The organism is Sphingomonas sp. RB1R13, assembly GCF_036663775.1.
Lineage (GTDB): Bacteria > Pseudomonadota > Alphaproteobacteria > Sphingomonadales > Sphingomonadaceae > Sphingomicrobium.
On sequence record NZ_JAXOJM010000001.1, the window covers coordinates 947,098 to 968,473 of the forward strand.

General features: G+C 66.7%; 24 protein-coding genes and 1 tRNA gene. 11 read left to right on the forward strand and 14 right to left on the reverse strand.

Annotated features, from left to right (window positions below):
- Positions 1 to 30: 30 nt before the first annotated feature.
- Both U1700_RS04535 and U1700_RS04540 read left to right on the forward strand, forming a co-directional pair.
- On the forward strand, positions 31 to 1,119 hold the full coding sequence (locus U1700_RS04535) for an alkene reductase (RefSeq protein ID WP_332751131.1): 1,089 nt from the start codon (positions 31 to 33) through the stop codon (positions 1,117 to 1,119).
- Positions 1,120 to 1,150: 31 nt separating this feature from the next.
- The gene (locus tag U1700_RS04540) at positions 1,151 to 1,798 is read left to right on the forward strand and encodes an SOUL family heme-binding protein (RefSeq protein WP_332750521.1); all 648 of its coding nucleotides are present in this window, start codon (positions 1,151 to 1,153) and stop codon (positions 1,796 to 1,798) included.
- On the opposite strand, the gene ribH is transcribed toward U1700_RS04540, so the two are convergent.
- The 8 genes from ribH to U1700_RS04580 form a co-directional block, all read right to left on the reverse strand.
- Positions 1,795 to 2,211 (reverse strand): 6,7-dimethyl-8-ribityllumazine synthase, encoded by a 417-nt coding sequence (gene ribH / locus U1700_RS04545; RefSeq protein ID WP_332750523.1) that lies wholly within the window; start codon positions 2,209 to 2,211, stop codon positions 1,795 to 1,797. The genes U1700_RS04540 and ribH overlap by 4 nt on opposite strands.
- Complete coding sequence (gene ribB, locus U1700_RS04550; protein ID WP_332750525.1) at positions 2,211 to 3,512, reverse strand: 3,4-dihydroxy-2-butanone-4-phosphate synthase; 1,302 nt, start codon at positions 3,510 to 3,512, stop codon at positions 2,211 to 2,213. The genes ribH and ribB overlap by 1 nt, the downstream gene beginning before the upstream one ends.
- Positions 3,513 to 3,557: 45 nt before the next feature.
- Entirely contained in the window at positions 3,558 to 4,157 is a 600-nt protein-coding gene (locus tag U1700_RS04555) for a riboflavin synthase (RefSeq protein ID WP_332750527.1), read from the reverse strand.
- Positions 4,157 to 5,161, reverse strand: coding sequence for a bifunctional diaminohydroxyphosphoribosylaminopyrimidine deaminase/5-amino-6-(5-phosphoribosylamino)uracil reductase RibD (gene ribD, locus U1700_RS04560; protein ID WP_332750529.1), 1,005 nt, complete (start codon positions 5,159 to 5,161; stop codon positions 4,157 to 4,159). The genes U1700_RS04555 and ribD overlap by 1 nt, the downstream gene beginning before the upstream one ends.
- Positions 5,158 to 5,478 (reverse strand): hypothetical protein, encoded by a 321-nt coding sequence (locus U1700_RS04565; protein ID WP_332750531.1) that lies wholly within the window; start codon positions 5,476 to 5,478, stop codon positions 5,158 to 5,160. Before U1700_RS04565 ends, ribD begins: the two co-directional genes overlap by 4 nt.
- Before the next feature lie 21 nt (positions 5,479 to 5,499).
- On the reverse strand, positions 5,500 to 6,174 hold the full coding sequence (locus U1700_RS04570; protein ID WP_332750533.1) for an energy transducer TonB: 675 nt from the start codon (positions 6,172 to 6,174) through the stop codon (positions 5,500 to 5,502).
- A 188-nt stretch (positions 6,175 to 6,362) separates the two neighbouring features.
- Positions 6,363 to 7,688 carry a glutamate--tRNA ligase gene (locus U1700_RS04575; protein WP_332750535.1) on the reverse strand — a complete coding sequence of 442 codons (1,326 nt, stop codon included), beginning with the start codon at positions 7,686 to 7,688 and terminating at the stop codon, positions 6,363 to 6,365.
- Positions 7,688 to 9,349 carry an NAD+ synthase gene (locus tag U1700_RS04580; protein WP_332750537.1) on the reverse strand — a complete coding sequence of 554 codons (1,662 nt, stop codon included), beginning with the start codon at positions 9,347 to 9,349 and terminating at the stop codon, positions 7,688 to 7,690. The genes U1700_RS04575 and U1700_RS04580 overlap by 1 nt, the downstream gene beginning before the upstream one ends.
- A 121-nt stretch (positions 9,350 to 9,470) precedes the next feature.
- Here U1700_RS04580 and U1700_RS04585 point away from each other — a divergent pair, with 121 nt between their 5' ends.
- The 4 genes from U1700_RS04585 (at position 9,471) to U1700_RS04600 (ending at position 11,711) form a co-directional block, all read left to right on the forward strand.
- The gene (locus U1700_RS04585) at positions 9,471 to 10,406 is read left to right on the forward strand and encodes a ribose-phosphate pyrophosphokinase (RefSeq protein WP_332750538.1); all 936 of its coding nucleotides are present in this window, start codon (positions 9,471 to 9,473) and stop codon (positions 10,404 to 10,406) included.
- 146 nt (positions 10,407 to 10,552) lie between these two features.
- A complete protein-coding gene (rpmI, locus tag U1700_RS04590; protein ID WP_332750539.1) occupies positions 10,553 to 10,756 on the forward strand; it encodes a 50S ribosomal protein L35 in 204 nt (67 codons plus the stop codon).
- A 13-nt stretch (positions 10,757 to 10,769) separates the two neighbouring features.
- Positions 10,770 to 11,159, forward strand: coding sequence for a 50S ribosomal protein L20 (rplT, locus tag U1700_RS04595; protein WP_332750540.1), 390 nt, complete (start codon positions 10,770 to 10,772; stop codon positions 11,157 to 11,159).
- A gap of 75 nt (positions 11,160 to 11,234) precedes the next feature.
- Positions 11,235 to 11,711 carry a GNAT family N-acetyltransferase gene (locus tag U1700_RS04600; protein WP_332750541.1) on the forward strand — a complete coding sequence of 159 codons (477 nt, stop codon included), beginning with the start codon at positions 11,235 to 11,237 and terminating at the stop codon, positions 11,709 to 11,711.
- A gap of 75 nt (positions 11,712 to 11,786) precedes the next feature.
- Here U1700_RS04600 and U1700_RS04605 read toward each other — a convergent pair whose 3' ends face one another.
- A complete protein-coding gene (locus tag U1700_RS04605) occupies positions 11,787 to 11,990 on the reverse strand; it encodes a DUF4170 domain-containing protein (protein ID WP_332750543.1) in 204 nt (67 codons plus the stop codon).
- A gap of 131 nt (positions 11,991 to 12,121) precedes the next feature.
- Here U1700_RS04605 and U1700_RS04610 point away from each other — a divergent pair, with 131 nt between their 5' ends.
- The 3 genes from U1700_RS04610 to pheT are packed head-to-tail and all read left to right on the forward strand — an operon-like array spanning position 12,122 to position 17,010.
- On the forward strand, positions 12,122 to 13,534 hold the full coding sequence (locus tag U1700_RS04610) for a helix-turn-helix domain-containing protein (RefSeq protein ID WP_332750545.1): 1,413 nt from the start codon (positions 12,122 to 12,124) through the stop codon (positions 13,532 to 13,534).
- Between the two features lie 51 nt (positions 13,535 to 13,585).
- Positions 13,586 to 14,644 carry a phenylalanine--tRNA ligase subunit alpha gene (gene pheS, locus U1700_RS04615; RefSeq protein ID WP_332750547.1) on the forward strand — a complete coding sequence of 353 codons (1,059 nt, stop codon included), beginning with the start codon at positions 13,586 to 13,588 and terminating at the stop codon, positions 14,642 to 14,644.
- The gene (gene pheT, locus U1700_RS04620) at positions 14,641 to 17,010 is read left to right on the forward strand and encodes a phenylalanine--tRNA ligase subunit beta (protein ID WP_332750549.1); all 2,370 of its coding nucleotides are present in this window, start codon (positions 14,641 to 14,643) and stop codon (positions 17,008 to 17,010) included. Before pheS ends, pheT begins: the two co-directional genes overlap by 4 nt.
- A 39-nt stretch (positions 17,011 to 17,049) precedes the next feature.
- On the opposite strand, the gene U1700_RS04625 is transcribed toward pheT, so the two are convergent.
- Genes U1700_RS04625 through ftsE form a run of 4 tightly spaced genes read right to left on the reverse strand, consistent with a single transcriptional unit; the run spans position 17,050 to position 19,836 of the window.
- Positions 17,050 to 17,733: a lysophospholipid acyltransferase family protein gene (locus U1700_RS04625; RefSeq protein WP_332750551.1), complete on the reverse strand. Its 684-nt coding sequence runs from the start codon at positions 17,731 to 17,733 to the stop codon at positions 17,050 to 17,052.
- Positions 17,730 to 18,260 (reverse strand): YdcF family protein, encoded by a 531-nt coding sequence (locus U1700_RS04630; protein ID WP_332750553.1) that lies wholly within the window; start codon positions 18,258 to 18,260, stop codon positions 17,730 to 17,732. The genes U1700_RS04625 and U1700_RS04630 overlap by 4 nt, the downstream gene beginning before the upstream one ends.
- Complete coding sequence (locus tag U1700_RS04635) at positions 18,257 to 19,129, reverse strand: hypothetical protein (RefSeq protein WP_332750555.1); 873 nt, start codon at positions 19,127 to 19,129, stop codon at positions 18,257 to 18,259. Before U1700_RS04635 ends, U1700_RS04630 begins: the two co-directional genes overlap by 4 nt.
- On the reverse strand, positions 19,126 to 19,836 hold the full coding sequence (gene ftsE, locus U1700_RS04640; protein WP_332751133.1) for a cell division ATP-binding protein FtsE: 711 nt from the start codon (positions 19,834 to 19,836) through the stop codon (positions 19,126 to 19,128). Before ftsE ends, U1700_RS04635 begins: the two co-directional genes overlap by 4 nt.
- 90 nt (positions 19,837 to 19,926) lie before the next feature.
- Here ftsE and U1700_RS04645 point away from each other — a divergent pair, with 90 nt between their 5' ends.
- Positions 19,927 to 20,754 (forward strand): zinc-ribbon domain-containing protein, encoded by an 828-nt coding sequence (locus U1700_RS04645; protein ID WP_332750557.1) that lies wholly within the window; start codon positions 19,927 to 19,929, stop codon positions 20,752 to 20,754.
- 126 nt (positions 20,755 to 20,880) lie between these two features.
- On the opposite strand, the gene U1700_RS04650 is transcribed toward U1700_RS04645, so the two are convergent.
- Complete coding sequence (locus tag U1700_RS04650; protein WP_332750559.1) at positions 20,881 to 21,114, reverse strand: hypothetical protein; 234 nt, start codon at positions 21,112 to 21,114, stop codon at positions 20,881 to 20,883.
- Positions 21,115 to 21,275: 161 nt separating this feature from the next.
- Between U1700_RS04650 and U1700_RS04655 the strand changes: the two genes are divergently transcribed.
- Positions 21,276 to 21,361 (forward strand) — tRNA-Leu (locus tag U1700_RS04655).
- Positions 21,362 to 21,376: the final 15 nt, after the last annotated feature.

Genomic DNA, 21,376 nt, shown 5'->3' on the forward strand with positions numbered 1-21,376 from the left:
GCACGATGATTTTCTTTCCGGAGAACCGCCATTCCTTCCTTGTTCGACCCGCTGACGATGGGCGCGCTGACCCTGCCCAACCGGATCATCATGGCGCCACTGACCCGCGGCCGGGCGGATCGCGAGGGAGTCCATGGCGCATTGGCGGTGGACTATTATCGCCAGCGGGCATCGGCCGGGCTGATCATCAGCGAAGCGACCGGGATTTCGCGCGAGGGGCTCGGCTGGCCCCATGCGCCGGGGCTGTGGACCTCGGCCCAGGTCGAGGGATGGAAGCCAGTGATCGATGCCGTCCATCAGGCCGGCGGGCGGATCGTCGCGCAATTGTGGCACATGGGGCGGCTGGTCCATTCCAGCGTTGGCGGGGGTCAGCCGGTATCGTCGTCGGCGACCACCGCGCCCCACCATGCCCATACGTACGATGGCAATCAGCCTTATGAGTTGGCGCGTCCCGCAACCGTCGACGACCTTGCGCGGATTACAGGCGATTATGTCGTCGCCGCGCGCCATGCGATGCTCGCCGGGTTCGACGGGGTCCAGATCCACGCCGCCAATGGCTATCTGATCGACCAGTTCCTGCGCGCGTCGGACAATCATCGCGACGATGACTTTGGCGGGTCGATCGACGACCGCATGCGATTCGCGCTCCAGGTGGTCGACGCGGTGGCGGGCGAGGTCGGGATCGAGCGGACCGGGATCCGCTTTTCGCCGAATTCATTGTCCCAAGGGGTCGACGATCCGGCGCCCGAGCCACTGTTCGAAGCAGTCGCTCGCGAACTGGAAATGCGCAAACTGCCGTGGATCGAGCTTCGCGAACCGGGTCCCGGGTCGAGCTTTGGCAAGCCGTCGCATCCACCTGTCAGCCCGGCAATGCGCGCGCTCTATTCGGGGCGGATCGTGCTGAATTCGGATTATGTCGGCGAGACGGCGCAGGCGCGGATCGACGAGGGCGTGGCCGACGCAATTGCATTCGGGCGACCGTTTATCGCGAACCCCGACCTGGTAGCGCGGATCCGCGACGGGGCGCCACTCGCCAGCCCCAATCCCGAGTCCTTCTACTCGCAAGGACCCGAAGGCTACACCGACTATCCGGTGGTTAAGGAACAGGTCGCGGCCTGACCAGTTAGTCGCTTCGTCAAGGAGAGAGACGATGCTCAAGACGTGGACCGGGCGGAAGACGTGGATTGGCATTGGCGCGGCGGCGGGCGCGGCGCTGCTCGGCGGCGCGGCGCTATATTATTTCAAGGAAAAGGCGACCGAGGAGCCCGATTACCGGACGCTGCGGACCGACGGCGATTTCCAGGTCCGTGACTATCCCGAGATCGTCATTGCCGAAACGATCGTCCACGGCGCGCGCCGCCAGGCGCTGAGCGAAGGCTTTCGCCGGATCGCCGATTATATCTTCGCCAAATCACGACCGGGCGAGGAACTGGCGATGACCGTTCCGGTGATGCAGGACGCAGGCGACCCGATGGCGAGCGATCCGCCGCTGTTCGATGACGAGATGCAGGGAGGGTGGCGCACGCGCTTCGTTATGCCGAGCGGGCGCGAGGAGCAGGATTTGCCCGCCCCACCCGACGAGATCGACCTGCTGACGATGCCCGCGCGGCGAGTGGCGGTGGTCTCGTTCGCCGGTCGCCCCGATGATCGCGACCTGGCCGAGCAGGAGGACCGGCTGCGCGGCTGGCTGGCGCGCAATGGCGAGCGAAGCGAGGCCGAGCCGGAATATGCCTTCTATAATTCGCCGATGATCCCGGGACCGCTGCGGCGCAACGAGGTGTGGCTGGCGCTGGATTAAAAGCGGGTTTGAAGGCCGAGGAGGGCCAACGCCGCTTTCGCCGCGTCGCCGCCCTTGTCGAGTTGGGCGGGGTCGGCGCGGACGATGGCCTGGGCTTCATTTTCGGTCGTCAATATGCCGTTGCCGACCGCGACCCCATCGAGGGTCAGCGCCATGAGGCCGCGCGCACTTTCGCCGGCGACGATCTCGAAATGATAGGTCTCGCCGCGGATGACGACCCCGAGCGCGACAAAGGCGTCGAAGGTGTCGCCTTCAGAGGCGAGCGCGATCGCGGCGGGAAGCTCGAGCGCGCCAGGGACGGTGACGGTTTCGTGGGTGTGGCCGGCCGCCTCGATCGCGGCGCGCGCACCAGCGAGGAGCATGTCGTTGAGGTGGGCGTAGAAGCGCGCTTCGGCGATGAGGAGATGGGCCATCAGGATGCGCTACCTGGGTCGGAGGCGGCGGAAATGGGGCGTTCCTCGACAATCGTGAGGCCATAGCCCGACAGCCCGACCGGGGCATGGCGCGTATTGGTCAGCAGGACCATGTCGTGAATGCCGAGCGCGGCCAGCATCTGCGCGCCGACGCCATAGTTGCGAAGCTCGTCCCCGCCCTCGACGGCTTTCCCCTCGCGGCGGTCGATGGCGAGCGAGAAGGCCGCGGCCGAGACGACGCGCAGCGCGACAACCACCCCCGAGCCATGTTCCTCGATCATCCGCATGGCGCCTTGAAGCAGCCCCGACCGGACGCTGCGCTCCCCGAAAATGTCGGTCAGTATGTCGAGCGAGTGCATCCGCACGAGGGCGGGCTGGGTCGGATCGAGCGTGCCGTGGACCATTGCGACCTGTTCGACGCCATTGCTCTTGTCGCGGAACACCTGGGCGACCCAGGTCGCGCCGCTGGTGGTGACGAAGCTGCTCTCGGCCACCCGCGAGACCATATTATCCTTCTTGAGGCGGTAGGCGATGAGGTCGCGGATGGTACCGATCTTGAGCCCGTGCGCGGCGGCGAATTCCATAAGGTCGTCTAGCCGGGCCATGGTCCCGTCCTCGCGCATGATTTCGCAAATCACGCCCGACGGATTGAGCCCGGCGAGGCGCGAGACGTCGACCGCAGCCTCGGTATGGCCGGCGCGGACGAGGACTCCACCGGGGCGCGCGACGAGCGGGAAGATGTGGCCGGGCGAGACGATATCGTCCTTGCCGCGGCTCGAGTCGATCGCGACGGCGACGGTGCGCGCGCGGTCGGCGGCGGAAATGCCGGTGGTGACGCCTTCACGCGCCTCGATCGAAATGGTGAAGGCGGTTTCATGGCGGGTGCCGTTCTTGGGCGCCATCGGGGCGAGGCCGAGCTGGTCGACGCGCTCCTTGGCCAATGCGAGGCAGATCAGCCCGCGACCGTGGCGGGCCATGAAATTGATCGCGTCGGGGGTCGCCATTTGCGCCGGTATGATGAGGTCACCCTCATTTTCGCGATCGTCGTCGTCGACCAGGATGAACATGCGGCCGTTGCGGGCCTCGTCGATGATCGCCTCGGGCCCGACGAGGACATCGGTGGTGCCGCGCAGGAGCAGTTTTTCGAGCCGCCCGAGGGTGTCGGCGGTAGGGTTCCACTCTGCCGTGCCAAGCTTGCGCAGGCTGTTGGGGTGGAGGCCGGCGGCGCGGGCAAGGCCCGCGCGGCTGACTTCGCCGGTCTCGATAATCGAGGTCAGGCGATCGATGAGGGTGCTGGACATGGCACGAGCATTATCACATTTTATTGTGATCGCAAGAGCGGCTGATCACATTATCTTGGTCATGCGCTGCAAATACCGAGCGAGCACGTCAATCTCGATATTGAGTTCGCGCCCGACGGTGATGCTGCCGAGCGTGGTCTGGTCGGCGGTGTGGGGGATTAGGTTGATCCAGAAGCGCGTGCCCGCGGCGCCGTCCTCGACCTCGTTGACGGTCAGCGAGACGCCATCGAGCGTGACCGACCCCTTGGCCGCGACGAGCCGGCCGAGATCGGTAGTGATATCGATGCCAACGCGCAGCGAGCCACCGGTGACGGTCGCTTCGGCGACGCGCGCGACGGCGTCGACATGGCCAGTGACGAGGTGGCCGCCAAGTTCGTCCCCCATCCGCAATGCGCGTTCGAGGTTGAGGCGGGCGCCCTCCTGCCACAGGCCAGCGGCGGTGCGCGCGACGCTTTCGGCCGAGACATCGACGGTGAACCAGTCGCCGCCCTTGTCGACCACCGTCAGGCAGGCGCCCGAGCAGGCGATCGAGGCGCCGAGATCGACCCCGGCCATGTCATAGTCGCAAGCGACGACGAGGCGCAGGTCGCCGCGCTGTTCAACCGAGCGGACGGTGCCGATGGCAGTGACGATTCCAGTGAACATCAGGGCTCCTGCCGCAGTCGTTCGCGCTCGTAGACTTCGAGCCGGTCGATGCCAAGGTTGGCGGCGCCGGCACTGACCCAGCGGCCATGGGCGTCGGCAATCGCGTCGAGCCCGATATAGCCGACGCTGTTCTTGCCCTCGCCGACAATGATCGGGGCGCGGTAGATGAGGATGCGGTCGACGAGGTCGGCGGCGAGGAAGGCAGTGGCGGTCGCCGAGCCGCCTTCGACGAGCAGGTCGTTGACGTCATGAAGGCGGAACACGTCCTGGGGTGATGAGAGTGCCTCCCACCCGTCGACCGCCTCGCCGCGGGTGAGGAGGGCGCGGCGCGGGCTGTGCTGCTCGAGCCCGGGGAGGCGGACATCGAGCCGGGGCGCATCGGCGAGATAGGTGCCGCGACCGACGAGGATCATGTCCGAGAGGGCGCGTCCGAGGTGGACATGGGCGCGGGCATCCTCACCGGTGATCCACTTCGATTCGCCCGAGGGAAGCGCGATCTTGCCGTCGATCGAGAGCGCCAGCTTGAGCGTGATGCGGGGGCGGCCGAGCGCGAGACGGGTGAGATAGCCGGCCATCGAGGCAGCGGCGGTCGCGGGCAGGACACCAATGACAATTTCGATTCCGGCGTGGCGGAGCGCGGCGATCCCTTGCCCGGCGGTGCGCGGGTCGGGATCCTCGATGGCGATGACGACTCGCGAAATGCCGTGTGCGATGATCGAGGTAGCGCAGGTTGGGCCGCGCTTGCTCAGGTGCGCGCAAGGCTCGAGGCTGGTGTAGAGGGTGGCGCCGACAGTGCGGCTGTTGGCGTCGGCCAGCGCATTGGCCTCGGCATGAGGGCGGCCCCCGGGCGAGGTCGCGCCACGCCCGATGATCTCGCCGTGGCGGACGATCAGGCACCCGACGTTGGGGTTGGGCGCGGTTCGGCCACGCGCCTTGTCGCCGAGCGCAATCGCCTGGGCCATCCAGCGTTCGTCATCAGCCGACTGCCCCCCGGCGGCGGTCACATGCCGAGCTTTTTCTCGAGGTTCTGGAATTCCTTCTTGCGCGCTTCCTTGGCGTCGTCCCTGGCCTTCTGGTCGCGGATCTGGTCGCGCTTGATGTCGGCATCGGTTCGGCCGGGGCCATAGGATTCGGCATAGATAATCTGTTCGGGGGGCGCGGTGTTGATCTGCGGATCGACGAGGAACAGGATGACGATGATGATCGTCGAGAGGATCGCCAGCGCGGCGCCGATCAACTTCTCCTGCGTGCCGTGACGGAAGACCGCGGCAAGATCACGAAGCGCGGCGATCGGGCCGACCGGAGGGGGCATGACGGACATGCCCCCAAGATAGGGGGCTTCTCAGCCTTCGCCAAGTTCGAAGCGGAGCGTGATGGTCTTGGTCGAGGCAACTGGCTTGCCGTCTTCGGTCGCAGGATCGAAGCGCCAGGCGCGGATGAGATGGGCACGGGCGCTGGCGAGGAAGGCGGGATCGGCCTTGCCGACGGGCTCGACCGACGTCACCCGGCCGCGCTCGTCGATCGACAGGCGAAGGACCAGCGCGGCCTCGATACCGGCGTCGCGTTTCGCTGCGGGATAGGGCGGACGCAGGAGCTCCTCGGCGGTCGCGAGCCGTGGCAGGGTGCGGACGATGGCGTGGGGCGGCTCGGGGATGATGAACGGTGGAAGCGGGAGCGGCGACGGGCCGGTGCCGTCGGTGATCGTGCCGACGTCATGCGGCTGAACCTGCGTCGGGAAGCGTGGCGTCGGCGCAATGTCGACGAGCGGATTGACGGTGGTTTGGGCGGGTTGCGGGTCGGGCTTGGCCTGCTTCTGGGGGGTCGGCTCGGGCGGAAGGGGCGGCGGCGGGAGGCGGTAAGTCTCCACGATCATCGGCGGCGGAGCGGTGCGGACGACATCCATCCGCGCAGTCATGACGATGCCGATCAGCACGACGTGCGCGGCGACGATGGGGATGAGCAATTTGGGGCGACCGGCGTCGCGGCGGGTGGTGGCGTTGGCGGCATAGGCAAGCATCGCGGACCTCCTTGCTGGATATTGGGATGATACATCATTACATTAAGGTGACAAGCAGGAAAATGACCGCGGTCGTCGTCCCGGCGATGCCGGGATCCCGGTCAGGGGAGGACCGGTTCAATCGCTTGACTGCTTCGTTCGTTTGACGACTGGGATCCCGGCATTCGCCGGGACGACGTTTGTGGGAGTTAGGCGGCGAATGCATCCAGTCGCGCGAGGGCGCGGTCGCGGCCGATGCGTTTGAGGAGCGGGGCCATTTCGGGGCCAGAGTCGCGGCCGGTCAGGGCGAGGCGCAGGGGGTGGAACAAGGCCCTGCCTTTGCGGCCGGTGCTGGCCTTGAGCGCGGTGGTGAGCGTGGGCCACGGGTCGGCGGTCCAGTCGAGGGCGGCAGCGACTTGGGCGGCTTCGGCGAGAAAGGCGCGGTCTTCCGGCGCTATTTCGGGCGGATCGAGGTCGCCGTCGAGCACCGGGAGCCAGTCGTCATATTCGCACAAATGGGCAAGATTCCCGCGCAGGAGCAGCCAGTCGGCCTCGCTGGCGCCGGCGGGGAGGCGGTCGGCGACCTGAGCGAAATCGAGGTGGTGCAGCAAACGGGCGTTCAACTGCTCGACGTCGGCGAAGTCGAAGTGCGCCGGGGCTCGGCCGAAGTGGGCGAAGTCGAATCCGGCGGCGAGTTCGGCAAGGGTCGCCTTGGGTTCGACCGGCTGCGAGGTGCCAAGCCGCGCGAGGAGCGAAAGCAGGGCCATCGGCTCGAGCCCGGCTTCGATCATTTCGCCGACCCCGATCGCGCCGAAGCGTTTCGACAATTTGCCTTCTGCCGCGACGAGCAGAGCCTCGTGGGCGAAATGCGGGACTAGGGCGTCCAGCGCTTCGAACATCTGGACCTGGGTCGCGCTGTTCGAGACATGGTCCTCGCCGCGCACGATATGGCTGATGCCAAGATCGATGTCGTCGATCACGCTGGGCAGGAGATAGAGCCAGCTGCCGTCGGCGCGGCGGACGACGGGGTCGCTGATCAGCGAAGGGTCGAACTTCTGGTCGCCGCGCACGAGGTCGTGCCAGACGATCGGCGCACCATGGTCGAGGCGGAAGCGCCAGTGGGGGGCGACGCCGTCGGGGGCGGGGTCGTCGATTGACTTGCGTTCATACACCGGGGGAAGACCGCGGCCCAGGAGGACCTTGCGGCGCAGGTCGAGTTCCTCAGAGGTCTCGTAGCAGGGATAGACCCGGCCCGCCGTGCGGAGGCGGTCGAATTCGCGTTCGTAAAGGGCGAAGCGGTCCGACTGGCGGACCATGGCGTCGGGGACGAGCCCGAGCCAAGCGAGATCGTCGCGGATCGACTGGTCGTTTTCGGCGGTCGAGCGTGCGGCGTCGGTATCGTCGATCCTGAGCAGGAAGCGCCCGCCGTGGCGCAGCGCGAACAACCTATTGTGAAGCGCGGTGCGGATATTGCCGACGTGGAGCCGCCCGGTCGGGGACGGCGCGAAACGGGTGACGACCGAGGCACCGGACATCAGGGCTTGCCGGTGTGGAAGGCGTTGCTGATCGGATAGCGGCGGTCACGGCCGAAGTTGCGGGCGCCAAGCTTGACCCCCGGGGGAGACTGGCGGCGCTTATATTCGGCGCGGAGCAGCTTATGCTCGATCTCCGAGACGAGGGCTTCGTCGGCGCCGGTCAGCGCGGCGGTTTCACGCACCGACAGCTCCTTTTCGACGAGCGCGTCGAGGATCCGATCAAGCAGGCTGTAGGGCGGCAGGCTGTCTTCATCCTTCTGGTTGTCGCGAAGTTCGGCGGTGGGCGGCTTGTCGATCACCCGCTGGGGCATGACTGGCCCAGCAGGGCCCAGCGCGCCCTCGGGCCTTGTCGCATTGCGCCAGCGCGAGAGGGCGAAGCAGGTGGTCTTGTAGGCGTCCTTGAGTACCGAATAGCCCCCCGCCATGTCGCCATAGAGGGTGGCGTAGCCGACTGACATTTCGCTCTTGTTGCCGGTGGTCAGCAGCATGGGGCCGAAGCGGTTGGAGAGCGCCATCAGCGTGACCATGCGCAACCGCGACTGGATATTCTCCTCGGCGAGGCCGGGCTTCGTGCCGGCGAAGGCTGGAGCGAGCATGGTGCCGAGCGCCTCGACTCCCGGCGCGATCGGGATGACGTCATGCCGCACCCCGAGCAGGTTCGCGCAACCCTCGGCATCTTCGAGGCTGTCACGCGACGTGAACTTCGACGGCATCATCACGCACCACACCTTATCGGGGCCAAGCGCATCCACCGCGACCGCAGCCGAGAGCGCGCTGTCGACCCCGCCCGACAGGCCGAGGATGACGCCGGGAAAGCCGTTGTCCCCGACATAGTCGCGCAGGCCCACGACCATCGCCTGGTAGATATCGGCGGGATAGGGGTCGAGGACATGCTTTTCGCCCGGCGCGCAGGTCCAGCCGGTCGGGGTGCGGGACCATTTGGTCATCACCAGCGTCTCGTCCCAGTCGGGCATCTGCAGCAGGATTTCGCCGGTCCGGCTCATGACGAACGACGAGCCGTCGAACACCACTTCGTCCTGCCCGCCGACGCGGTTGAGATAGGCGAGGGGGAGCCCGGTCTCGCTGGTCCGGTCCTGCGCGAGGCGGAGGCGGACGTCGTCCTTGTTAAGCTCATAGGGGCTGCCGTTGGGGACCAGCAGCAGTTCGGCCCCGGCCCTGGCCAGCGCGGCGCAGACGGGTTCGCGCCAGATGTCCTCGCAGATGGGAACGCCGATCTTCACGCCATGGAAGTCGATCGGCGTCGGCAGCGGGCCGCTGGCGAAGACGCGCTTCTCGTCGAAGGTGCCGTAATTGGGAAGTTCATGCTTGAGGGTCCGCGCAACGACGCGCCCGCCCTCGGCCAGGATCATCGCGTTGTAGACCAGCCCGTCCTCGACGTGCAGCGCGCCGAACAGAAGGGCGGGGCCGCCGTCGCCGGTCGCGTCGGCCAGCCGTTCGGCGGCCTCGACGCTGCGCCGCACGAACTCGGGCTTGAGCACCAGATCCTCGAGCGGATAGCCCGTCAGCTGAAGCTCGGGCACCATGACGAGGTCGGCGTGAGCGGCCTTGGCGCGCCACCCAAGGATGGCGGCGGCATTGCCGGCGAGATCGCCGACGCGCTGGTTCATCTGGACGAGGGCGATGGAGAGTTTGTCGGTCACCGGTTTCGGTTAGTCGGCACGATTGATCGCGGCAAGCTTGAGAGTCATTCGGTCGCGCCGCGTCAAGCGCTTGGCTATTGGCACAGTGGCGCTATGGGAGTGGGCGACAAGGGGATCGACCATGAAACTGCTCGCCGGAAATTCGAACCTGCCGCTGGCGCGCGCCATCGCCGACTATCTCGAAATGCAGCTGACGAGTGCCAGCGTGCGCCGCTTCGCCGACGAGGAAGTCTTCGTCGAGATCAACGAGAATGTCCGCGGCGAGGATGTCTTCGTGATCCAGTCGACAAGCTTTCCGACCAACGACAACCTCATGGAATTGCTGATCTGCATCGACGCGCTGCGGCGCGCATCGGCCAAGCGGATTACTGCCGTCGTGCCCTATTTCGGCTATGCCAGGCAGGACCGGAAGCCCGGTCCGCGCACCCCGATCTCGGCAAAGCTGGTCGCCAATTTGATCACCGTGGCGGGCGCCAACCGCGTGCTGTCGATGGATTTGCACGCTGGGCAGATCCAGGGCTTTTTCGACATTCCGACCGACAATCTGTGGGCCGCTCCGGTCATGGCGGCGGATATCCAGACGCGTTATCGCGGGCGCAAGATCATGGTCGTGTCGCCCGATGTCGGCGGCGTGGTGCGCGCGCGCAGCCTGGCCAAGCGGCTCGACAATGCCCCGCTGGCGATCGTCGACAAACGCCGCGAGCGGGCTGGCGAATCGGAAGTGATGAACATCATCGGCGACGTCGAGGGGCATTGCTGCATCCTGATCGACGACATTGTCGATTCGGCGGGCACACTGTGCAACGCGGCGGCGGCGCTGAAGCAGCAAGGTGCCGAGGAAGTGATCGCTTACTGCAGTCACGGCGTGCTGTCGGGCGCGGCGGCGGCGCGAGTCGCGGCGAGCGAGCTGACCGAGCTGGTCGTGAGCGACACCATCTGGTCAGGCGAAGCCGACGCGCCGGGCAGCAAGATCCGCCGAATGACGATCGCCCCGCTGATCGCCGAGGCGATCAAGCGGATTGCGGACGAGAGCAGCGTGTCGAGTCTGTTCGACTGAGCCTTGCCTTCGCGGGACCTCGCCCGTATAGGCGCCGCTCTTCCAGATTGTTGGAAAGACGAATGGTCCGGCCAGTTAGGGCTGCCGCGGCAATTCGATAACGTCGCTCCCGGTGTCAAAACCGCGTGGGTAACAAGGAGACGAAAATGCCCAAGCTCAAGACCAAGAGCGGAGTGAAGAAGCGCTTCACGCTGACCGCCAGTGGCAAGTTGAAGCATGGCGTCGCTGGCAAGCGGCACCGCCTCATCAGCCACAATAGCAAATATATCCGCCAGAACCGCGGCACCGAAGTGCTCGCCAAGTCCGACACCCAGCGCGTCAAGCTCTGGTCGCCGTACGGCCTGAACTAGGAGCTGAAAAGACATGGCAAGAGTCAAACGCGGCGTCACGACGCGCGCCAAGCACAAGCGGATCCTGGACAATGCGAAGGGCTATTATGGCCGTCGCAAGAACACCATCCGCATCGCCCGCCAGGCCGTCGAAAAGGCCGGGCAATATGCCTATCGCGATCGCAAGGTTAAGAAGCGCAGCTTCCGCGCCCTGTGGATCCAGCGCATCAACGCTGCGGTTCGCGCCGAGGGACTGACCTATGGCCAGTTCATCCACGCGATGAAGCTGGCCAACATCGACCTCGACCGCAAGGTGCTGGCCGATATTGCGATGCACGAAGGCGCCGCTTTCTCGGCGCTGATCGCGCAGGCCAAGACGCATCTCCCCAATGAGGGCGATCGCACGGCAGCCGTCGCCGCCTGACCGCGCGACACGCGAACGACATCAAGGGGCGCCCGGCACCAGCCGCGGCGCCCTTTTTGTTTGGAGGGAAATGCGATGCAGCTTCAACCGATCGACGATGCGGGCTTTGCATGGCTGATGGGCGAAGGCGCAGGCCCGACCGGTGCGCCGTCGCTGCCCGAGGGCGGGATTGCGCCCGACGCGGTGATGGGGCTGCTGCGCGGGCTGGGTGCATCGGTCGGGTCGGTGCTTGACGGCGACGTTGCGTGGCTGATGATCGTGGGCGGGGAAGCCGTCGGGCTGATCAGCATCACCAAGGTCGCCGACCCCGAGCGCCCCGAAATCGGATTTGGCGTTGCCCCAGCCCGCCAGCGTCGCGGCCATGCCACGGCGGCGGTGGCGGCGTTGATCGAACTGGCCCGGCCGCGCTTCGCCGGGTTCATCGCCGAATCGGCGGTCGACAATGACGGATCGAAGGCCGCGCTTTCCCGCGCAGGCTTTGCGGTTCACACCGAGCGGGTCGATCCCGAGGATGGGCCCGTGTTGTGCTGGGCGTTGGAGTTCGTTCGCTGACGGAAAAGGGCGCCACGACTGCTCGCGACGCCCTTCCTAGTCGGATGCTCTGCCGGCATCCTCTCCTATCTCGATTTACTGCCAGATGCGGTCGGGCTCGGCGGCGATGGTGAAGCGGGTGGTGGCAGCCGCCTTGTCGCGAAAGGTCAGCCGCTGCCACTCGGTGCGCGCCTTTACTTCGCAGTTGAACGGGCCACTGATCTGCTCCGAGCCGGGCTCGAGCGCGCCGAAGTCGCAGTTCGAATATTCCCCGCCGATGACCCAGTAACGCCGTTCCATTGCAAAGCTCCTTATTCGTTCGCTTGGTGTTGAACCCCTCAAACGTCATATTCTTGTCACGGTCGCGTCGAAAAGTGCAAACCAGTGTCAAAGCGACTTGTGGTTTGTGTAAATCCTTCACAAGCTAGGCTATGGTTGTACAACGCAAACTCTTCCTTGGGGCCCGCCTCAAGCGCCTCCGCCGCGAGCGGGAATTGCAGCAAAGCGCGATGGCGACCCAGCTCGGCATTTCGGCGAGCTATCTCAACCATCTCGAGCGTAACCAGCGTCCGGTGACCGCAGGAATCCTGCTGCGGCTGGCCGAAGTGTTTGACGTCAATGTCAAAAGCTTCGCCGCCGAGGGCAATGAGACCGCCGGAGTCGAGCAGCTTGGCGAGATTTTCTCCGACCCGATGTTCGCCGACCTTGGAGTCACGCGGTTCGAACTGGTCGAACTGGCCGACAATGCCCCCGCGGTCGCCGACGGAGTGGCGCGGCTCTATACCGCGCTGCGCGATCTCCAGCGGCGGACTCATGCCGAAGACGGCGAGGACCCGCGGGCGCTGATCACCCCCGAAACGTGGGTGCGCGACTATATCCAGGAATCGAGCAATCATTTCCCTGAGCTGGAGCAATGCGCCGAGACGCTGGGGGTCGCGCTGGCTGACGCGCTGTCGATTGCCGAGCCGCTCCGCCGCCGGTTGAAGGAAGCGTGGGGTATCACCGCCCGCGTGGTCGGCCCCAACGAGCTCGACGGGGCAACCCAGGCCTATGACCCCGAACGGCGGGTGTTCATGCTGTCGTCGCTGTTGCGGAGCGAGAACCGGACGTTCGGGCTGGCCTACCAGCTGGCGATGGTCGAGTTCCGCGAAGTGATCGAGAAGATCGTCGCCGCCGCCGCGCCGCCCGACCAGGGATCGCGCCACCTGCTCCACGCCAGCCTGGCCAACTATGCGGCGGGGGCAGTCATCATGCCCTATGGTCGCTTCCTCGCCTCGGCCAACGAATATAACTATTCAATCGACCGGCTGTGCGGCGAATATGGCATGAACGTCGAGCAGGTCGCGCACCGGCTGACGACGCTGAGCCGCGACGGGGCGCGCGGCGTGCCCTTCTTCATGATCCGAATCGATGCCGCCGGAAACATCTCCAAGCGCTATGCTGGGGGAAGCTTCCCCTTCTCGCGCTTCGGCGGGACTTGCCCCCGATGGAATTTGCACGCGGCGTTCCAGAATGCCGGCAAGGCAATCAGCCAGATCATCGAGACCCCCGACGGACAGCGTTACTTCACCATTTCGCGGACGATCGAGCGGCCGATCCGGCCCGATATCCAGTCCGATGCGCTGCTCGCGGTCGGGCTCGGCTGCGAGCTTCGCTATGCCGAGAAATTGCATTGCGCGGCGGGGTTCGACTTGAGCAATCCGCCGATCACCGCCGTCGGGCCGGCGTGCGGCATCTGCCCGCGGATGAACTGTCCGCAGCGTGCGACCGCGCCGGCCGGGCGGGCGCTGGCGGTCGACGAGAACCGTAAGACGATCTCGCCCTACCCGTTCGTTCCGGGCTGAGCAGCGGGCGACCTTTGCATTTGCGGGGCGCAAACGGCTAGAGCGCGGGCCATGTCCCTGATCGATCACATCGCCGCCGCCCCCGACCTTGCCGCACTCGACGCCTTGCGCGTTGCCGCGCTGGGCAAATCGGGGGAGATTACCGCAGCTCTCAAATCGCTTGGGCCGATGACCCCCGAAGAGCGGTCGGTCGAGGGGCCCAAGATCCACGCCCGGCGCGAAGAAGTGACGGCGGCAATCACTGCACGCAAGAACGCGCTGGAGGCGGCGATCCTCGATGCCCGGCTGGCGACCGAGAAGCTTGACCTGTCGCTGCCGGCGCGGGAGACGCCGCGGGGGTCGGTCCACCCGGTCAGCCAGGTGATGGACGAGCTGACCGAGATTTTCGCGGACATGGGCTTTGCGGTCGCCGAGGGACCCGAGATCGAGGACGACTGGCATAATTTCACCGCGCTCAACATTCCCGAAACTCATCCCGCCCGGGCAATGCACGATACATTTTATGTAACGCCGGCAGCTGGTGAAGACGCGGCGCCGATGGTCCTGCGCACGCACACTTCGCCGGTCCAGATCCGCACGATGATGGCGGGCAAGCCGCCCATTCGGATCATCGCCCCGGGGCGGGTCTATCGAAGCGACAGCGACGCGACCCACACCCCGATGTTCCACCAGATCGAGGGGCTGGTGATCGACAAGGGGATCAACATGGGTCACCTTAAATGGACCCTGCTGACCTTCCTCAAGGCGTTTTTTGAGCGCGAGGATGTCGCGATCCGGATGTTCGCCAGCTACTTCCCGTTCACCGAACCGTCGGCCGACGTCCAGGTCGGCTGGAAGTTCGAGAATGGGCGGCGCGTCATCGGCGGGTCGGAGAATTGGATGGAAGTGCTCGGCGCGGGGATGGTCCACCCGCGCGTCATCGCCAATTGCGGGCTCGACCCCGACGAGTGGCAGGGGTTCGCCTTCGGCACCGGGGTCGATCGGCTGGCGATGCTCAAATATGGCATGAGCGACCTGCGCGCCTTCTTCGACGGCGACCTGCGCTGGATGAAGCATTATGGCTTCTCGGCGCTGACCGTGCCCACGCTGAGCGGGGGGATCGGGGCATGAAATTCTCCCTGTCATGGCTCAAGGCGCATCTCGACACGCAGGCCGATGTCGGCGCCTTGGCCGACAAGCTGACCCAGATCGGGCTCGAGGTCGAAGGGATTGAAAATCCCGCCGAGGCGCTGGCACCATTCAAGGTCGCCAAGGTGCTGAGCGCCGTGCCGCATCCGCACGCCGACAAGTTGCAGGTGCTGAGCGTCGATACCGGCGAGGGCGAGCCGCTCCAGGTGGTGTGCGGCGCCCCCAATGCGCGCGCCGGGATGCTGGGGGTGTTCGGCGGGCCGGGGGCCTATGTCCCCGGGAGCGACATGACGCTGAAGAAGGCGGAAATTCGCGGGGTCGAGTCCAACGGGATGATGTGTTCGGCGCGCGAGCTCCAGCTCGGCGAGGAGCATGACGGGATTATCGAGCTTCCCGCCGATGCTCCGGTCGGCGCGCGCTTCGCCGATTATGCCGGGCTCGACGACCCGGTGTTCGATGTCGCGATCACGCCGAACCGGCAGGATTGCATGGGAATGCGCGGGATTGCGCGCGACCTCGCCGCCGCCGGGCTCGGCACGTTGAAGCCGCTCGACGTGCCGGTGGTCGAGGGGAGCTTCGACAATGTCGTCCCCGTGCGGATCGAGGATGGCGAGGGCTGCCCGGCCTTCTTCGCGCGGACGGTACGCGGGATCGACAATAGCCGACCGTCGCCAGAATGGATGCGCGCACGGCTGAAGGCGGCGGGGCAGAAGCCGATTAACGCGCTGGTCGACATCACCAATTATCTGATGTTTGATTTGGGCCGACCGAGTCATGCCTATGACGTAGCCAAGCTCAGCGGCGGGCTGGTCGCGCGGCGGGCGGTCGCGGGGGAAACGGCCCGGGCGCTCAATGGCAAGGACTATGCGCTGACCCCGGCGATGACGGTGATCGCCGATGAGCGCCAAGTCCACGACATTGGCGGGATCATGGGCGGCGAGGAGTCGGGGGTATCCGCCGGCACGACCGAGGCGCTGATCGAAGTCGCTTACTTCACCCCCGAACGAATCGCGCTGACGGGACAGGCGCTGGGTCTGGCGAGTGATGCCAGAAGCCGGTTCGAGCGGGGGGTCGATCCCGATTTCCTGGCCGACGGGATGGCGATCTTGACCGGGCTGATCGTCGAGATTTGCGGCGGCGAGGCGTCACGGTTGGAGACGGTGGGGAGCGTTCCCTCCATCCCCAGGAAAATTCAATTCGATCCGGGACTTACGCTTCGGCTCGGCGGGCTGGAAATCGAGGCGAACGTGCAGCGTGAAATCCTATTTTCGCTGGGCTTCATATTCGACGGGAACGAGGTCGCCGTGCCGAGCTGGCGGCGTGATGTCGATGGGCCGGCGGACCTGGTCGAAGAGGTTTGCCGGATGGTCGGTTATGACCGGATCCCGTCGATCCCGTTGCCCCGCGCTGAGGGTGTCGCCAAGCCGACCGCGACCCGGTCGCAGCTGGTCGAGCGGCGCGTACGACGCGCGGCGGCTTCAAGGGGACTCGACGAGGCGATCAACTGGAGCTTCATCGCGCCCGCCGATGCGGAGCGGTTCGGCGGGGCGGCGTGGACGCTGGCCAACCCGATCAGCGAGGAAATGAAGACGATGCGCCCGTCGCTGCTGCCCGGGCTGGTCGCGGCGGCGCGGCGCAATGCCGACCGCGGGGCAAGCGCGATCCGCTTGTTCGAGATTGGCCGACGCTACCTGGCCGAGGGCGAGCGGGCGACTGCGGCGGTGCTGCTGGCGGGGGACAAGGTGCCGCGCGACTGGCAGTCGGGCAAGGCGCAGGGATATGACGCCTATGATGCCAAGGCCGAAGCCATCGCGCTGCTGGAAGCGGCGGGAGCGCCGGTCGCGAACCTGACGCTGACCGCAGGCGCGGGGGAATTGTGGCATCCGGGGCGGTCGGCGACGCTGGGGCTTGGGCCCAAGACGGTGCTGGCGGCATTCGGCGAATTGCACCCGCGACTGGCGAAGGAAATCGACGCCCCGGCAGGGATGGTGGTGGCCGAGATCTACCTCGACGCGATCCCGGCGCCACGTTCCAGCGGACAGGCGAGCGGGCGAGCGCGGGCGTCGTTCAGCCCTCCGGCGTTGCAGCCGGTCAGTCGCGACTTTGCGTTCCTCATGCCCGAAGGCGTCAGCGCCGACGCGCTGGTGCGGGCGGTGCGCGGGGCCGACAAGGCGCTGATTACGGGCGTGCGATTGTTCGACCGGTTCGACAGCGAGGCCGGGCTGAGCCTGGCCGTCGAAGTGACGCTCCAGCCGGGCGAGAAGAGTTTTACCGAGGCCGAAATCGCCGACGTGTCGAAGAAGATTGTCGCGGCGGCAGAGAAGATCGGCGCCCGCCTGCGCGGCTAGCGTCTTGTTTGGCGAACTGTGCCGGCCCGCCAACGGAGACTAGCGTTCCAGCGCGTTGATCGCGGCGTGGACTCGCGCTTCGATCTCTGGGCGTTTGAGGCCCGGCGGGATGGTTTCGCCGACCCGCCAGGTGACGACCCCGGGGCGCTTGACCAGCCCCCGCGGCCAGACGAGCCCGGCGTCGATCGCGACCGGGACGACGGGGTAGCCGGTGGCGCGGTAGAGGGCGGCGAAACCGGGCTTGAGATCGGGCTGCTCGCCAACCGGGACTCGCGTCCCTTCGGGGAAGATGACGACCTGGCGACGGTCGGCGGCGGCGGCCCTCCCCCCGGCGACGAGATTGCGGAGCGCGGTCGGGCCGGCGTCGCGGTCGACCCCGATGACTCCGTAGCGCTGGGTCAGCCAGCCGAAGAAGGGCATATGGCTCAACTGGCGCTTCATCACGACGATCGGGGTGCGGAAGACGCGCAGCGTGGCGACGGCTTCATACATCGACTGATGCTTGACCGCGAACAGTAGCGGGCCGGCCGGAAGTTCGCCCTCAAACCGCTCCTCGATCCCGATCAGGTGGCGGGTGAGAAAGAAATGGAAGTTCGACCAGCCGTGGACGACGGCGCGCATCGGCGCCTCCCCGACCAGCGACACGGCCAGCCCGGCGAGGACGTAGAGCAGGGTGACGGGGTAGAAGATCAGGTTGAACAGCAACGAGCGGACAAGGTTCATACGTCGAGCCATACCGCCATTCGCCGCAGCAGATATTTATTATATTCGGCGAACAGGGTCATGAGGTTGGGTTCGGTGCGGACAGAGTCCGGGGTCAATTCGTAACGGCGGCCAAGCTGGCTGCGGAATTCATATTCCGCGCGGGTCATGTGCCAGTCGGAGGTGACCAGGGTCAGCGAGCGATAGCCATGGGCATCGAGCCAGCGCTTGGCTTCGTCGGCGTTGGAGCGGGTGTCGACGCTTTCGGAGCCGAGATCGACGCAGCAGTCGAGCAGCGCCTGCCTGCCACCAAGCCGCGCGGCGAGATCCTTCTTGGTCACCGAGGGGTCGGCGCCGGCGATGAGCATCCGCTGGCCACGATGCGCGGCGAGGCGGGCAATGCCTTCCTCGATCCGCCCCGCGCCGCCGGTGATGACGACGATCGCCTCGGTCGTGGCTTTTGGTGACGCCGGGCTGCCCAGCGTGACCGCGAACAGGGCGAACAACATCGCGTAGATCAGGATGATGAGGCTGGCGACGCGGGTCACAGGCTGTTCCTGAGCGTCGCTCGGACCGCCGAGCGGGCGACCAGCGTAGCCATGGCGGCCATTGCCAGCGGGAGGAGGGCGAGCAGGGCGAGATCGCGGCCGTGGAGGACGTTGCCCCCGGCAAGCTCGCCGATCCAGCCCGTTCCGCTACCGGCGATGACCAGCAAAGCGAGCGCGGCAAGGAGACCCCCGCCGATCCCGCCAGCGAGCGCATCGATCGCGATCCGGCGCTGGAACAGATCGGCGATCTGACGGTCGTTGGCGCCGATGCCGTGCAAGATCTCGATCGTCGCGCGGTTGGTGTCGAGCGCGCCGCGCGTGGCGAGGACGACCGAGGCGGCGCTGGCCAACGCGACGAGCAGGACGAGCGCCAGGGCGAGCAGGCTGAGCGAGCGAAGCCCCTTGAGCAGCGGACGAAGGCTGTCGGCATGGGCGACGAAGCGCGCGCCTGGGACGGCCTTCTCGATTCCGGCGGCAATGGCGGCGGGGTCAGCGCCGGGTTTCAAATCGACGTCGATCAGCGCGGGCAACGGCAGGTCGGCATTGCCAGCGGCGGGGCCGAGCCAGCGTTCGAGCGTGGCGCGCATTTCGGCAACGGGGACGGGGCGGATTGCCGCAATGCCGGGGGTTGCGCGGGCGGCGGCTTCGGCAGCGGGCTGGTGCGCGGCGCCATCGGCGAGCTGGATCGAATAACGCTCGCTGACCCCGGCGGCGACGAGTTCGGCGCTGTTGCCGAGCGCAATCCCGGCGGCGGCGACGATCAGCATGACGAAGGTCATGATCGCGATCACCCATGGGGTCGCGCCGCGCCAGCCGCCCCCGGGGATCAGCCGCCGTTCGGGACCGGAAGGGAACAGCCAGCGCATCATGAGGCGCGCGACGGCGGGTTGCGGAGCGATCCGGTTGGATCGACCAGGCTGCCGTTTTCGAGCCGGATGAGCTGCGCCCCCGGGGTGCCGGCGATGAGCCCGAGGTCATGGGTCGCGACGAGCACGGTCGTGCCTTGGCGATTGAGCGCGATGAGCAGGCTGAGGATGCGCTGGGCCATGGCTGAATCGACGTTGCCGGTGGGCTCGTCGGCGATGATCAGTTCTGGGGCGGCAATAACCGCGCGCGCGATGGCGACGCGCTGCTGCTCGCCGCCCGAGAGGGTCGCGGGGCGGGCACTGGCGCGATCGGACAGCCCGACCCAGGCAAGCATCTCGCGAACCGGGCCATCGACCGCCGCCTCGCCCGCGCCGCCGATGCGCAAGGGCAGCGCGACATTGTCGAACACGCTCAGGTGGCGGACCAGGCGAAAGTCCTGGAACACCACCCCGATGCGGCGGCGGAGCGGCGGCATGGCGTCACGCGGGGCATCGTTGATGGTCTCGCCGAACAGGCGAATCGCGCCGCGGGTCGGGCGCTGGGCGAGGTAGAGAAGTTTGAGAAGCGAGGTCTTGCCCGCGCCCGACGGGCCGGTGAGGAAGGTGAAGCCGCCGCTTTCGAGCCGGAAATCGAGGTCGCGCAGCACCTCGCCGCCAGTGCCATAGCGCAGCCCGACCCGCTCGAACTCGACGATTGCGCTTTCCCCCATCACCCGACCTGTGTCGCACAGGGGGCGCCGCCTTGCCAAGCAGCAGCGATTGCTGTTTACCGCGATCAACATATCGGAGCCGGCGCGCGCATGATCCTGACCTGTCCCGCCTGTCACACCAGCTACACCGTCAAGGACGGCGCGATCCCGCCGCAGGGGCGCACCGTGCGCTGTGCCGCATGCAAGCATAGCTGGCACCAGGTTGGGGCAGAGGAGCCGGGGGCCGAGGCGGCGGTGTCGGCGGCGCCGGTCGCGTCCGACGAAGAGCGGCATGAGGCGGTGGTCGAAGAGCAGCCGGTGCCGCCCGAAGTTGCGAGCGATCTGGGCGATGCCGCTGATGGTGCCGAGCCTGAAATAGCGCCCGTCGAGGAAGTTTTCGCGCCGGAGCCGGCCGAGACGATTGCCGAGGCGTTCGTTGCCGAGCCGGTGGTCGAGGAGCCGGTCGCCGAGCCGGTTGCCGACGATAGCGGCTGGAACGACGCCCCCTATGGCGACGAGGTGTCGGCACCGCGGCGCAAGGGGCTGGTGATCGTGCTGGCGCTGGTCGTGCTGGTCGCGGCGCTGGCGGCAGCGGCCTATTTCCTGGCACCGCGCGAGTGGATGGCGCGCGCCGGGCTGGCCCAGGCAAGCGCCGACAGCCCGCTGAAACTGATGGTGACGAGCCAGACGCGGCAGAAGCTGGCGAGCGGCAATGACCTTGTCTCGCTGAGCGGGCGCGTGATCAACCCGACCGACGCGAGCGAGCCCGTGCCCGCGCTGCAGGCCGACCTGCGCGACGGCGGGGGCAAGCTGGTCTATAGCTGGATGATCCCGCCCCCCGCCGCCCGGCTGGCGCCGCGGGCAAGCGCGAGCTTCAATGCCGCCGAGCTTGGCGTTCCCGCCAATGCAACTTCCCTGACGCTGCGCTGGGCGTCTTAGGTTTTCTTTCGAGGAACTGTGCCAGCCCGCACCCCCACCCGGCCAACCCATAGGGTAAACTAATTGGGTTGGCCGGGTGGGGGTGCGGGCTGGCACAGAACCAGCGAAGCCGGAACGCGACAGATACTAAGGAAATTCGACGAGGGTGGCGGGGAGTTGCTCGCCGTTGATCAGCAGGGTGCGGTGATGCTTTTGGCCGCCGCCACTCGCCTTCTTCTCATCGAAATCGATCGTCGCAGCTTCGATGATGCGCACCGTGACGCTCGCGCTGGCGACCGCCGAGGTCGCGCGAAAGGCCGCGCGCGTGGCTCCACTGGAGGGCGCGGTCGCGATTGCGGCAGTGATGAGCAGCGCCAGCATGAGGCCAGTAACGACGCTCGCGCGGATAAGGTAAAGATCCGATTCATATCTATCCTGATTTGGGACGTTTTGCGCCGCAAGCATAAGCCGTTGCACCCGCCGCCGGGCGCTGCTAGGGGCCGCGCCTTGCCAAGGTTCGTGAGTGTCGAGCCTGTTCACGTGCGGTCGTGGCGGAATGGTAGACGCGCAGCCTTGAGGTGGCTGTGGCCGAAAGGCCGTGGAAGTTCGAGTCTTCTCGACCGCACCATTTTCGACCCCTGGA